The sequence below is a fragment of the Azospirillum sp. A26 genome, assembly GCF_042604635.1.
GTDB classification, from domain to species: Bacteria; Pseudomonadota; Alphaproteobacteria; order Azospirillales; family Azospirillaceae; genus Azospirillum; species Azospirillum palustre.
Map to the genome: position 1 here is coordinate 749306 of NZ_CP170476.1, position 13356 is coordinate 762661.

Consider the following 13356-nt stretch of genomic DNA (forward strand, 5'->3'; position numbering starts at 1 on the left):
TCCTGGCCGATGGCAGGCTGACAGTATGGCACTGGCCGACCTGCTCCAGAAGGCCGGAGACGGCGATTTCCTGCCCAGCGTCACTGAGACGGTGTTGCAGATGCTGATGGAAGCCGACGCCGAGGCCGCTCATCAGGCCTTCCGCCATGTCGCCGATCAGATCGGAGCGGTGCTGCTCGAACAAAACGACGAACGGCAGACCCAGAACCGCTACATGCAGATCGCGGCCATGGCCGAGCTGCTCCCCACCGAAGCCGCTCCGGCCATCACTTTTCCACCCAAGGCCGCCTGAACAATGGCCACCTCTGCAGCACCCCCAATTTCCACCACATTGACGGACGCTATCTCCAGGACGGAGGCAAGGATGTGGACGGCGGAAAAACGAGAGCGCCATGACCACAGCAGGCTGCGCTACCCGAGCGACCTGAGCGATGAAGAATGGCGGATCGTCGAGCCGCTGTTCCACCAGCGCGGCGCGGTGGCCAGCACCGCAGCGTCGATCTTCGGGCCGTGCTGAACGGCGTGATGTACGTTCTGGAGACGGGCTGCCAATGGCGTCACCTACCCAAGGACCTGCCGACGCGCAGCACGATGCACGGCTATCTGCACCAATGGGCCTGGGAGGGAACGCTGGAGCGCATCCACCATGACCTCTACCAGCGGGTCCGCGCGCAGGAAGGCCGCGAGCCCAGCCCGACCGCCACCGGCGGCTGGCGGCTGGCGGCTGGCGGCAGGAGATCGTCAAACGCTCCGATCAGGCCAAGGGCTTTGTCGTGCTCCCGAAGCGGTGGCTGGTCGAGCGAATGCTGTCATGGCTTACACGCTGCCGCCGCCTCCTACGCCATTACGAGCAGGACTTCCGAACCTCCGTCGCCTTCATCCGCATCGCAATGATCCGGCTGATGCTCCGGCGACTCGCACGGAAATAATCTTTCAGGGCAGACTCTAACGCATAGTGTAGGACCACGGCTCCGGCAAAAGATGATAGCCATCACGTCGCTGGACGATATGAGAAAACCCGGGGAAGTCAAGGTGGGAGCCGGCGACGAGAAGCTTTCTCGACGAAGCCTCTTCGAAAACCTTCTCTCTCGTCTTCGCGGCGAGCGCCTGATCACAGTCGAATGTGAGCGTCACATCCGGTCTGAAAATCTGTACTTCAGGGATATGAACTGTGTCACCCCAAATGAGAAGCTCTTCTCCCTTCGATGAGATCACGAAACCGGAATGCCCGGGTGTGTGCCCCGGCAGGGGCCTGGACATGACACCCGGAAATACTTCCGTCTGGTCCTCAAAAGATTGAACGACGTCTTTATAAGGGGTGACCTGCTCGCGAGCAGTATCGAAGAAGAAGCGCCGATCCTGGTCGCTTACCTTGGCCATCTCGACATCATCGAACCAATGAATGAGCTCGTTCCGGTGGACCACAAGTTTGGCATTGGCAAAGATGCGACGCCCGCCTGCCAGATCCGTCAAGCCCGCTGAATGATCCGGATGGATGTGCGTTAAAAGTATTGCGTCGATATCCTCGCCCTCGATGCCGATGGCGCTGAGGTTTCGCAGGAGCTGTCCAGCGGTCGGGCCGAAATAAGGGCCACAGCCGGTGTCGATCAGGGCGAGCCGTCCTTCCGAATAAACGAGGTAGCAATTGATCGATGCCCGTCTAACCGGCCGAAGCTTTTCCTCGAACAGCAGCAAAGCGTCAGAAGGATCGATATTCCTCAAGGGTTCGATACCTGCATCTGCATATCCGTCGGAAACCGCGGTTACGATGATATCGCCAATCGCACGATGATAGATTCCTGGAACTTGACCAAGCGGTTTTCTGGGCATCATTGACTCCTGCCATAATTTCAAGTGCTCGGAGCAGGGTTTCGCCGTGCAATGCGACCTTCCGAGCTTGGCGATCCCGCCACTCTTTGAATCTTTACAGAACTTCAGGCTTTGACGCTTTGCGTGGATTGCCCACTTCGGTGGCAGAGATTGCTGTGAAGGTTTCGACGCTCTGTTCCGCCAGAAAAACGCGGAGTTGTCGTGCCGTACCGACCAGCCTCAACACCACGTCATGGAATACGGCCTTCGAACTGGAGCAAGGCCATGTCCCCTCCGCCACCATTTAGATGGAAATAACCTGTCAGACCTTTCTATCGCCTTGTGAGTGCTCTACGGGCCATCGGCCGCCGGGTTGGATGAAGCGGTCTCGATACAGTGCTTCGTAAGTTTGTGCGGCGCTGAGAACGGACCTATCGTCTCCTCTGGCCCCTATGATCTGAAGGCCGATTGGAAGCCCTCGATGACTGAAACCGCAAGGCAGCGAACAGGCAGGCTGTTGGCTTAAGTTGATTGGGAAACTGAAGGACGACCACTCGACCCAGCTCCGCTCATCGCCGTCCGGCGAGTGTGCTCCTGCCTCGAAAGGCAGGATCGGCACAGTCGGCGAAACGATCAGATCGTATTCGCAAAGCAAAGCGTCCATAGCACTCCCAAATCGGCTACGGCCAATTTCGGCGTTCATTCTCTGAGCGCCACTATATTTTTGACCGACTTGGGCCGCGGCAACGAAGCCCTGATCGAGTTCGGAAATTTTTTCGCCGTCGATTGTCGAAAGGCGGTTCGCTGCACCGACACACCAGTGCCGTGTATAGATTTCCAACAGATCGTCTTGATCGGGAAGACGCAACTCCTCAACCTGCGCGCCTGCCTTCCGCAAATCGGCGATGACGCTGTCTACGGCGCTCAGCACCTCGACATCCACATCTCCCACGCAGGGCGTCCGCCAATAGCCAATCCGCTTTCCTTTCCAACCGTATTCGAAGACATCGAGATCGGGAAAAGGCATGGGAGGCTGGGTCCAATCGCGCAAATCCTTGCCCGACATGATTTGCAGCATCACCGTGGCATCCGCGACCGTGCGTGTCATCGGCCCGACATGGGCAACGGTGCCAAAGGAACTCGGAGGAGCGAACGCCACCCTGCCGTAGGACGGTTTATGCCCAACGATGCCGGTGAAGGATGCGGGGATTCGCACCGACCCCCCACCGTCTGTGCCGACGTGAAGCACACCTGCACCGCATGCAGCCGCAACCGCGGCGCCACCGGACGAGCCGCCCGGTGTCAGTTTTGGGTTCCAGGGGTTTCTCGTGACACCAAATGCAGGACTGTCGGTGACGGCTTTCCAGCCATATTCCGGGGTTGTGGTTTGCCCGATGAAGACGGCTCCCGCCTGCCGCAGTCTCCCGACTGCCGGAGCGTCGCTTTCAAACGGGGTGGGATCCGTGACACGACTGCCATAACGGACCGACCAGCCCTCGACATGCAGAATATCTTTGACCGTCGTTGGCACGCCATCGATAAGCGACCGGGGCTCGCCTTTGCACCAACGACGCTCCGAGGCTTCGGCAACTCGCATTGCCCTATCGAAATCGAGAAAGGTGAAGGCATTCAAATGGGCGATTTCCTCTGCGCGCTCCAGCGCCGAGCAGACGACTTCCACTGGCGACAGCTCTCGCTTTCGAAAAGCCGCAGAGAGTGTTGCGACATCCATCGCGTATAATTCCCCAGCCTGGGAAGACGATGGGTTTGGATTCGAGCACATGTGCCGCTTCCTCTACTTTTCTGGATGTCAGGATGTTCGGATTGGACAGGCCGAGGCTTACGCGACTGCGGATCTCGGCCCAACCGGGAATGAGGTTACCGTTTGGCCGCCTCGGCCACGGGCATGTTGGACCCGCCAATCTCGCTGCCATCGGCCTGCGCATTGGAGGCGCCGATTTCCGCGAGATCCACTCCCGCCGTTTCGCGGATAAGCAATCCTGCGGCAACGGCTATGAAGCCTAAGAAGATAACGTAGTAATGATAGAGGTTCTGCTGCCCCATGTCTGAAAGGTAGGCATTGAGATAGGGGGCCGTTCCCCCAAAAATTGCCACAGAGACCGAAGACACGAAACCGACGCCCTGCGCCCGTGCCTGGGTGGGGACCTGTTCCGACAACACCGCTGGGAATATCGATGCAATCAATCCCCATGCTCCCAGCGCCATTACCTGGGCAAAGAACAGGGTGTGCGGCTCGGTCGTAACCATTGTGGCAATAGGGTAAGTAAGCACGACGACCGATACCCCCCATGCGATCATCACGGGTTTTCGCCCGAAGCGATCCGAAATCATCCCGCAGACCGGCAGCCAGAATATGCAGAGGGTCATGGCGAGCAAGCTGGCACGATAGGCGCCGCCAGGATCCATGCCATTGGAAATTGCCGTCGCGGGCGCGAACGTCACCCAGGTGTAGTACGCAACGTTTGTTGTGCAATTGAGCATGACGAGGTTGCGGGCGATGCGAAACATGTCGCCTCGCGACAATTTCTTCTCCGCAACCTTCTCTTGTTGCTCGAAGACATGCGACTCTTCAACCGATTTCCGCATAAGAATGGCATAGATGCCAAGAACGCCACCGATCGCAAAACCAATACGCCAGCCGTAGCTGTTCATTGCGTCCGAGTCCAGAAGTGCGGTGAGAGCGGCCGCAACGAGCGTAGCGGCGATCACACCGACGATGACACCGGCATAGACGGAACTAGACCACAAACCTCGATGTCTTTTGGGCGCGATTTCGGCCACGTAAGTATAGGATACGCCTGTTTCTCCGCCATGGGCCAAGCCTTGGAGCATACGGAAGACCAGCAGAGCGAAGGACGCGAGCAGCCCGCTCGTTTCATAGGTTGGGATAAGCGCAATTCCCAGGCTGCTGAAGGCCAACAGCAGCATCGTAGCGACCAGGATCCGTTTGCGGCCCAATCGATCACCCAGCCGTCCGAAGACGAGGCCGCCGGCTGGTCGCGCGAAAAAGCCGGCCGCGAAGACTGCGAGCGTGGATAGCATCGCCGATCGCGAATCGGTCTTGTCGAACAAGTTATTGGCCAGGTAAACGGAAAAAGTTGCGTACAGAGTCCAATCGAACCACTCGAGCGCATTTCCGACAGAGATTGCGGTCAGCGATCTCCAGCCCGTCTCATTTTTTGTCAGTTTCATTGTTGTCTCCCCTACTCGTCCGTAAACCGATGCGATCGGTCCACTGTTGGCTCGAGCGAATTCAAACGGCCTCCATCGTTCCCAGCTCGCGCTGGGCAACCTAAGGAAGGCGCGAACAAATGTGATGAGCGACTCAGTGAATGTTCATGCGCACTGACTTCTATCGGCACGCATGAGGAGGTCGGTCTATTCTATCGTCTTCCCGAAATCAGGAGCCGTAGCTGTTCCGCCAGGACGGCCAGAACAAGAAGCCCACCCAGAATGATCATCTGATAGTAGGAGGAAATATTCTCCAGATTCATGCCGTTGCTCAGCACGGCAATGAAGAGGGCGCCGAGGGCTGCACCGAAAAGCGTCCCCTCTCCTCCACGAAGCGAAATTCCTCCGAGCACGCCCGCGGTGATGGATTGAAGGACGAAATTTCCGCTCAGGTTGGTGTCACCGGTCGATACGCGTGCACTCAGGAGGATGCCGGCGAGCGAGGCCAGCACACCGCTGGTCATGAAGACGAAAACGATGTGGCGCTTGACGTTTATGCCGGACAATCGCGCAGCGACCGGATTGCCGCCTACCGCATAAATGTACCGTCCCAATCGCGTTCGGGTCATCGTGAGATGCAGGACGATGGCAAATAGCACCGCAATGTAAACCGATGTGGAAATGCTGCGAAGATCGGGTGTTCCAAAGACCGCTATGAAATCCTCTGGCAGACCGGTGACCGGAGCACCCCCGGAAATCTGGTATCCGGCGCCAGCCGCTATTCCTGAAACTCCCAAAGTTACGATAAACGATGGGACATTCAGATATGCTACAGCGACACCATTTGCCAAGCCGAGTATCATTCCGACCGACAGACCGCCTGCGATCGAAATCGCGATGGCGAGGGGGAGATCGACCCCATTGGCCGCCAGAGCGATCATCAGCGTGGCAGAGACCACACTCGTGAGGCCGAGCAGAGTGGCGACCGCCAGGTCGAAACCTCCGCTGATCAGAACCAGACCCTGCCCAAGTGATACGATCATCAAATATGAAGACTGATTCAGAATATTGATGAGGTTATTGCTGTTGGTGAAGCGAGAATTCGCGACAGCGAAGAAAGCAAACACTATAAGAACAAGCGCGCTGATGATGCCTGTCGTTTTCAGGCGCGAAAGCATCTCTCCGGCGACCCGGCGCAGAGCAAAGGGTTGTGCCGGCCGGGAAATTTGCTGCAAAGGCGTCATGCCGCCGCTCCTGTCTTTGAATCGCCGTCTTTCCGACCGACCGCGAAAAATGACGATAAGATCGCCGCTTCGCTGATCTCTTCCTGCTGGAACTCCGCGGTCTGTCGGCCGAAGGCCAGCACGTATGTCCGGTGCGTGAGGTGAAGGATTTCCGGGAGATCCGATGATATGAGAAGGATGGCGGCCCCGGCCTCACACAGCTGCTTGAGAATCCCGTAAAACTCGAGTCTCGCTCCGACATCCACACCGACCGTCGGCTCGTCGACGATGAGAACCTTCGTTTCACGCAGGAATGCTCTCGCGAAAACGACCTTCTGCTGATTGCCTCCCGAATATGCCGAAACGTTCCTATCGAGAAGTGGGGGGGTGAGGTTCAAGCGGTTCAGAACCCGCTGCACTGCGCTATCTTCAGATTTTGTTCTCAGCCATTGCCCGAAAGCAAAAGAGCGCAAGTTGAGGCATGAGAGTGTCGCGTTCTCCCGAACCGATCTGTTGAGCACAAGCCCTTGCCTGCGTCGATCGGGCGGCAGATAGACGACCCCGGCATCGAGCATCGACTGAGGCGATAGGGATCGAAGGGGCTTCCCAAAAAGCTTCACCTGGCCGGCCGCCAGCCGCTCTTCGCCGAACAGGCTGCGACCGACCGCCGACTTGCCGCAACCGACCAACCCGGCTATGCCGACAATCTCACCGGCGCGGACGCTGATCGACACATTCTGGAAACGCCCCGACGCGGCGCTTGCCCCTTCCAGCGCGATGGCTTCATCCGCCGGCTTGAAGGCAATCGTCGGATAGATGTTCAGCGTCTCACGGCCAGTCATGAGCCGGATGAGTTCATCTTCGTCCGTTTCGGAGACGAGCTTGGTGGCGATGCGACGACCGTCACGCAATATGCTGATGCGATCTCCGATTGCCCTGATCTCCGCCATCCGATGGGTGATGTAGATGACGCCGACACCGAGGCGCTTGAGTTCCGCCACAATCAAGAACAGTCGTTGGGTTTCGACATCGGTGAAGGCGGTGGTCGGTTCATCGAGGATCAGAAGCCGGGGATCGTTCTGCAGCGCCTTGGCGATCTCGACCATCTGCTGTTCGGCACGCGAGAGGCCGGCAACCGGAGCCTGCGGATCGATGGCCATGCCGAGCCGAGCAAAAATCGCTGTGGCCTCCCTCGACATGGCGCCTTCATCGAGCAATGCCGACTGTCGTTTTTCCCGTCCAAGAAATATGTTGGCGCAAACAGAAAGCGTCGGAATCAAACTCAATTCCTGGAAAACGACGCTGATACCGGCATCACGCGCCGCGCGTGGCGATCCCGCCGGCAGGGCCTTTCCATCGAAACGGACGACGCCACCCTCGGGCGCGTAGTTTCCGAGGATGATGTTCACCAGCGTGGATTTTCCGGCGCCGTTTTCGCCGAACAGAACATGCACCTCTCCCGCGCGCACATCCAATGAAACGCCGTCGAGCACGCGCACACCGGGAAAGCTCTTCTCGATGTCGCATGCTTCGAGGAGAGCACCAGGGCAAGGGTCAGGGACGGGCGCCGAGTGTTGAAATCCGGCCGCCATCACGGCCGCACCGAAAACACCGGCTTGAAGCCGTTCGGAGCAAAGCCGGCTGTTGCGGCGTCGGAAGCGGCGTTGTCTTTCGTCAGCTTCTGCGGGACCGGCCACACCTCGGTGCCCTGCTCCAAGGAGCCATCAATCGCCTTGACCGCCATGTCAAGTCCGATCGACGCCATCAACGCAACGTTGTCGCTGAGCGCCCACTCGATATCGCCCTTCTCGATGCCGTCCCTGACGGGCCCCGTCTGATAGGTCGATCCGATCTTGACTTTGCCCGAGAGGCCGGCCGCTTTCACAGCGCCGCTTGCAGCGTCCGCGGCGACGGCGTTGCCGATAACCCAATTCAGGTCGGGAAAGGTATTCAGGGTATCTGCAACGAGATTGTACTGCGTGTTCTTGTCGGTATCGCCATACTTGATTGCGACGATTTCGATTTTTGAATCGGCAATCCCTGCCTTGAAACCTTCGAGCGTGCGCGCCGCCCAGTCCGCGCCAGCGGGGCCGGGGAGCAGCGTCACTTTGACAGGTGCGTCCCCAATGCTTTCCTTGAGATACTTCGCACTTGCGATCCCGACCTGGTAATAATCCAAAGTCGAACGGCCCATGAGATTGTCGGCGGCAGCGATCCGAGGAATGATGTTGATGACGGGAATGCCGCTCTTCTTCAGGGAGGAGACCGCTGACGATACGCCCTCCGCGCTGATCGGGGCCACCAGCACGGCATCGGCTCCCTTGGCCGCGCAGTCGTTCAACTGATTGACCTGGGCGCTCAGATTGCTGAACGAGCCGGCGTTCAGAATATCCACCTGCACCCCGAGACGTTTTGCTTCAGTGACGATCCCGTAATTGGCGGCAATCCAATAAGGGTCCTGCATCGTTGGGAAGCTGACGCACACATAGCCTTTCTTTTCGGCTTTTGCCGGGGGCTGCCAGACCGACTCCGATACCGTCTTGACGTCGCTCTTGTCGGGAATGAATATTTTGACGGGCTTCGAGAAGATGGCGGATGGATCTTCTGCGAACGCGACACCGACCGAGACACCTTGATGGCATATCGCCGTTGCTCCGAAAAAAATCGCCGCCTGCAGCATGTTTGAGGTCATTGCTCCCTCTCCAGTCGTTGAAGGCCTGTTTTCCAGCATGTTCTTGTTATGGCGCTCCTTTCCGGCCGTATCGGCGTGGGCGAGCGAAGTCCCTTTGCCTCTTCCGAGCCAAGCGGCCCGCTATTCATGCGTCAACCCGAGGCAAAGATTGAGCGTGTTGCCGACCAGAGCTTCCGGCTATAGCTCCGTGCGTTTAATTTGAAACACGCGGAGCTATAGCTTTATGTTTGACAGTCGGGTTGACGATTCAAATCGGGTCCGATTTTACGTGATCCGATCCAGGCTGGCGCATCACTCCGCAGCCTGCCTCGCTTCGGCGCTCCAGTGTTTCTGGATGAATTCCAAGGCTTCCTGGTTGACTTCTTTGGGATTCGTCGCGCTCAGGAAGTGATGTCCACCCTCGATGGCTTTGAACGACACATTTTTCGCGCGTGGGAACAGCTTCGCTTCTCGCTCCGCATGCGAGACGGAATACACAACGTCTTCGGTCCCATGCAGCCACAGTACCGGGCTCACGACGCCGTCAAGCCGCCCGCGCAGGCCGTCCCGGTCACGAAGATTTATGGTACACATGCGCAGACGGCTGCGGCCGTCGTCGCCTTTGTAGTTTTCCTTCAGCCGAGCCGTCCAGAAAGCACGCGTTTCCTGGTCGATGTCGATACCGAAGGCTGGATCGATCAGATCGTTGCAATATTGATCCGATGGCGCCCAAGCCGAACCCACTTCCGTCGCCAAATCGGTTATCCACGGATCGCAGAACGCCGGGGCGTCCCAGCATCCGAGTTCCCTGCTCGCTGCACTTTCATAGTCCATCGACGTGCCCAGGGGGATGACGCCATCGATTTTCGATGGGGCAAGAAGTGCCATTCGCATGGCAATCCAACCGCCCTGCGACGTGCCCAGGACGAACGCAGACTTGATGCCAAGGCGATCGAGAACCTGGATGTTCGCGATCGCACTGTCCCAGTAAGTGAATTGCTCGCTCGCCGTTCTTGTCGCTCCGTGCCCATACGGTTCGAGTGCTAGAAGATTGACTTTGCTGGTCAGATTCGCGTCGGCGAATTGGCGCCGGTACAACTCCGATGAGGTCGTGAATGAATTGATCATTACCAACGTCGGAAGTTGGGGATCGTACTCTGTGGCGGTTCTGCAGCCGATCTTCGAACCGCCCAGATGTGGAACGTCGATAGTCTGAAATTTTGTCATGAGTCTCTCGCGGTCTTCGATCTGGTTCAGATGATCTCCGAGATTAAATAACACCGATTGAGCCGCCGGCCCTTTCGAGGATTGCGGAGTGTGGCAGCACAAATTGCGGTTCGCTGCGTCTCTTGTGCGGGATCAATGACGCCCCGCACAGCGGTCGAGGATCGCGCCTCACAAGGCAATCCCCGGTCACAAGATCGTTATTATCTCGTCAATACAATTAGTTAGCAGATATGTTCCACAAGGGATTTCATCCGACACCCCGCTTTCGAAACATCTTTATAGAGAAATTTTACTGATACAAAACAATCCCTGAGGGTTTTTTGGCCTCGGTTGACATTTCAGTTACGACCGTGATTGGGTCGCTTAGAGATCGATACTCTCGCCGGTTTTGCTGAAAGAGGGAGGAGTGAGGGTGCATGATTTCTTCTTTGGAAAGTCAGCCCTGGAACTGCAAGAATTGCTGGCTACGGGAGCGGTGACGCCGTCCCATCTGCTGCAGGAAACGCTGCGCCGCATTGCATCGAGTGACCCGGCTGTATTCACTCAACAAACTGTTGCGAGAGCGGAAGTTGAAGCTGCCGCTGCGTCGATGCGCTACCTGGAGGGCCGGCCGCTCAGCATACTCGACGGCGTTCCCGTGGCCTGGAAGGACCTCTTCGATGTTCAGGGCGAGGTCACTCGGGCAGGCTCTTTGGTGCTGGACAATGGCCCAGCGCCTCGTGACGCGGAACTGGTGCGTCGGCTCGCGGCCTGTGGTGCGGTCACGACCGGCAAACTGAACATGACGGAATTCGCATTTTCGGGACTGGGATTGAATCCGCATTTCGGTACACCCAGAAATCCATGGGCCGGTGGCGAGGATCGCATTCCCGGCGGATCATCGTCAGGATCGGCGGTCGCGGTGGCGCTTGGACTGGTTCCCATCGCGATTGGGACAGACACGAGCGGTTCCGTCCGAATTCCCGCTGCGTTCAATGGCGTCGTCGGCTTCAAGCCGTCAGCGGGTCGGTGGCCGTTGGAAGGAGCCTTTCCATTATCCCGCACGCTGGATACCGCCGGTGTGTTGACACGCACAGTCGCGGACGCGGTCGTCATAGATGCGGCCGCATGTGGACTTCCCCCGTCCGAGAATTTGCCCCATATCGACGGTGAAATCCGTTTGGTTGTGCCGACCAATGCGGTATGGGAAAGCGCCGACGCTGACGTAGTCAGAAACTTTAAAGAAGCCGCCCGCAGATTGGAGGATTGCGGTGTCAGAATTGAACGCCGCCGCTTGCCGGTCCTCGATGAGGTGCTTTCGGTAGTGTCAAAGCATGGCGCTCTCGTGGGGAAAGAAGCCTTTGAGTTGCACAGAAGCCGGCTCGCTTCGCCCGCAGCCAAGCACATGGACCCACGAGTGCGGACGCGAATGCTCCTCGGCAACCATATGAGCACAGAATCGGAGAAGATCGTCAGGCAGGCACGGCTACACCTGATTGATGAAATGGCGGATCTATTCGATGGTACAACATTCATCGGATACCCCACCGTTGCGATCGCCGCGCCTCTCCTTCGCCCCCTGGAACTTGACGATCATCTATTCGCCTCTACCAACATGCTTGTATTGCGAAATACCCTCATCGGCAGCTTCCTAGACTGGTGCGGTATTTCCATCCCAAATGGATTCGACGACAACGGCATACCGACCGGATTTCTTGTGTCTGGCGGACCTGGAAGTGATCATGCCCTGCTGGCTCTGGCCACCCGAATTGAGGCCGTGGTACGAGGAGGGCTATCCTTCGACTTCGCTCATCGCAATCATGGCTGAGTGGAGGTTGGTAGGAAAATATCGCACAGTTTCCCAACAATCTTCTATGCTTCATCCAGCCACTTAGGTTGATGGTCGGCTGGCGCGGCGAATCCATCCGTCCGGAAGAGCGGAGACCTTGGGCACATATGATTTGCTGCCGGGGAATATGAGACCACTTAAATCCCGTTCTTGAATAAATAGCAGGGTCGCACCGGTTTCCAGCGTGGCAACGTCAGGAGGAATGAATGTCCGCAGCAACTTCAGTGGCAGCCTCACGTCCGAGTTATCCGCTGAAATTTGGCGTGATGCCACAAAACGATCACAGCATCGGTTCAACCGCCGGCAGCAAATACACCAAGGGAGGCAGCCAACTTATCAGAGCGTCATCCAGGACTGGCGATGTTAATTCGGTATGTGCCGAGATTTATCAACACAATCGCCTGAATTGTAATTCTTTCGTGCAGCCTGTTACTGAGATTGTAGTCAATGTTTCCGGGAGCGCAAACTTTCGTAGGCGTGCCGACGGTGCGGAACAGAAATATCTTTCTCAGATCGGCTCGGCAAGCATTTGCCCCGCCGGTGTGGAGGTGCGGTATCTCCACATCGAGGCCGGCCCCCTCAAGATGCTTCATTTTTACTTGCCGACAGATTTGTTCGGCGCCTTGGAATCCGTCGGCGATGGAACGAATATTTCGTGCCTTCTATACAAAGGTGGGATCAACGACCCCCTCATCCAAAGCATCGGTTTCGCAGTCGCAGAAGAGCTGATGCAGGAGGAGAGAAGTGAAAGAGCAACTCAAATGCTCTTGGAGTCGTTCGGTGTCGGCTTGGCGGCCCGCCTTATGCAGCGGTACACGCGCGATGATCAGTGTGGTTTGTCAGAATCCTATTTCGATGCTTATTCAGGCAGGGGATTGGATCGATGCCGCCTCAGCCGGGTGATGGAATTTATCCAGGAAAACTTGGAAACCGACATTTCCCTGGACGATTTGGCCAAAGTCGCCTGTCTCAGTGTATTTCATTTTTGCCGGGCCTTTAAGACAGCGACTGGCGCGTCACCATTCCGATACATCTCCGAGGTTCGGATCGGTAAAGCGAAAACTCTTTTAAAAGATCCATATATGACCATTGACGATATAGCGCTATCGGCTGGTTTCTCCTCTGGTGCAAACCTCGCACGGGCATTCAAAAAATCTGTCGGTGTCTCTCCTACCCAATATAGATCAAAATGCTGCGGGTAATATGCGAGTTCCATTATGTAGGATAGCGTCCGTCAATGTGGTGGAAATTGGGAGTGCTGCAGAGGTGGCCATTGTTCAGGCGGCCTTGGGTGGAAAAGTGATGGCCGGAGCGGCTTCGGTGGGGAGCAGCTCGGCTGAAGTGGTCCCCGTTTTCCAGACAGTCTGAAAGCTTGGTTCGCCCAGGAAGAAGGACGGCCCCTATGA

At 57.2% G+C, this 13356-nt stretch carries 9 protein-coding genes and 2 pseudogenes; 4 read left to right on the forward strand and 7 right to left on the reverse strand.

Going from position 1 to position 13356, the window contains the following annotated elements:
- Positions 1–160: 160 nt before the first annotated feature.
- Both ABNQ39_RS34355 and ABNQ39_RS34360 read left to right on the forward strand, forming a co-directional pair.
- Positions 161–292: pseudogene (locus ABNQ39_RS34355) on the forward strand (IS256 family transposase); the annotation flags it as partial.
- Positions 293–364: 72 nt separating this feature from the next.
- Positions 365–929: pseudogene (locus tag ABNQ39_RS34360) on the forward strand (transposase).
- A gap of 16 nt (positions 930–945) precedes the next feature.
- On the opposite strand, the gene ABNQ39_RS34365 reads toward ABNQ39_RS34360, so the two are convergent.
- The 7 genes from ABNQ39_RS34365 to ABNQ39_RS34395 all read right to left on the reverse strand — a co-directional run bounded on the left by ABNQ39_RS34365 (position 946) and on the right by ABNQ39_RS34395 (position 10122).
- Positions 946–1833, reverse strand: coding sequence for an MBL fold metallo-hydrolase (locus ABNQ39_RS34365; protein ID WP_376966960.1), 888 nt, complete (start codon positions 1831–1833; stop codon positions 946–948).
- A gap of 298 nt (positions 1834–2131) precedes the next feature.
- Entirely contained in the window at positions 2132–3541 is a 1410-nt protein-coding gene (locus ABNQ39_RS34370; RefSeq protein WP_376966962.1) for an amidase, read from the reverse strand.
- 146 nt (positions 3542–3687) lie between these two features.
- Positions 3688–5022 (reverse strand): MFS transporter, encoded by a 1335-nt coding sequence (locus ABNQ39_RS34375; RefSeq protein ID WP_376966964.1) that lies wholly within the window; start codon positions 5020–5022, stop codon positions 3688–3690.
- Positions 5023–5213: 191 nt separating this feature from the next.
- Positions 5214–6245: an ABC transporter permease gene (locus ABNQ39_RS34380; RefSeq protein ID WP_376966966.1), complete on the reverse strand. Its 1032-nt coding sequence runs from the start codon at positions 6243–6245 to the stop codon at positions 5214–5216.
- Entirely contained in the window at positions 6242–7723 is a 1482-nt protein-coding gene (locus tag ABNQ39_RS34385) for a sugar ABC transporter ATP-binding protein (protein ID WP_376966968.1), read from the reverse strand. Before ABNQ39_RS34385 ends, ABNQ39_RS34380 begins: the two co-directional genes overlap by 4 nt.
- Before the next feature lie 92 nt (positions 7724–7815).
- Positions 7816–8916, reverse strand: a complete 1101-nt coding sequence (gene torT / locus ABNQ39_RS34390; RefSeq protein ID WP_376966970.1) for a TMAO reductase system periplasmic protein TorT — start codon at positions 8914–8916, stop codon at positions 7816–7818.
- 291 nt (positions 8917–9207) lie between these two features.
- Positions 9208–10122, reverse strand: coding sequence for an alpha/beta fold hydrolase (locus ABNQ39_RS34395; RefSeq protein ID WP_376966972.1), 915 nt, complete (start codon positions 10120–10122; stop codon positions 9208–9210).
- A gap of 412 nt (positions 10123–10534) precedes the next feature.
- On the opposite strand from ABNQ39_RS34395, the gene ABNQ39_RS34400 reads away from it, so the two are divergent.
- Together ABNQ39_RS34400 and ABNQ39_RS34405 are read left to right on the forward strand one after the other, a co-directional pair.
- Positions 10535–11929, forward strand: a complete 1395-nt coding sequence (locus ABNQ39_RS34400; protein ID WP_376966974.1) for an amidase family protein — start codon at positions 10535–10537, stop codon at positions 11927–11929.
- A gap of 227 nt (positions 11930–12156) precedes the next feature.
- Positions 12157–13152 carry an AraC family transcriptional regulator gene (locus tag ABNQ39_RS34405; RefSeq protein WP_376966976.1) on the forward strand — a complete coding sequence of 332 codons (996 nt, stop codon included), beginning with the start codon at positions 12157–12159 and terminating at the stop codon, positions 13150–13152.
- Positions 13153–13356 lie beyond the last annotated feature (204 nt).

Bases quoted from the DNA above. Each gene is read 5' to 3' on its own strand.
- ABNQ39_RS34380 (WP_376966966.1), bottom strand. From the start codon at position 6,245: ATGACGCCTTTGCAGCAAATTTCCCGGCCGGCACAACCCTTTGCTCTG.
- ABNQ39_RS34395 (WP_376966972.1), bottom strand. From the start codon at position 10,122: ATGACAAAATTTCAGACTATCGACGTTCCACATCTGGGCGGTTCGAAG.
- ABNQ39_RS34375 (WP_376966964.1), bottom strand. From the start codon at position 5,022: ATGAAACTGACAAAAAATGAGACGGGCTGGAGATCGCTGACCGCAATC.
- ABNQ39_RS34365 (WP_376966960.1), bottom strand. From the start codon at position 1,833: ATGATGCCCAGAAAACCGCTTGGTCAAGTTCCAGGAATCTATCATCGT.
- ABNQ39_RS34370 (WP_376966962.1), bottom strand. From the start codon at position 3,541: ATGGATGTCGCAACACTCTCTGCGGCTTTTCGAAAGCGAGAGCTGTCG.
- torT (WP_376966970.1), bottom strand. From the start codon at position 8,916: ATGACCTCAAACATGCTGCAGGCGGCGATTTTTTTCGGAGCAACGGCG.
- ABNQ39_RS34405 (WP_376966976.1), top strand. From the start codon at position 12,157: ATGTCCGCAGCAACTTCAGTGGCAGCCTCACGTCCGAGTTATCCGCTG.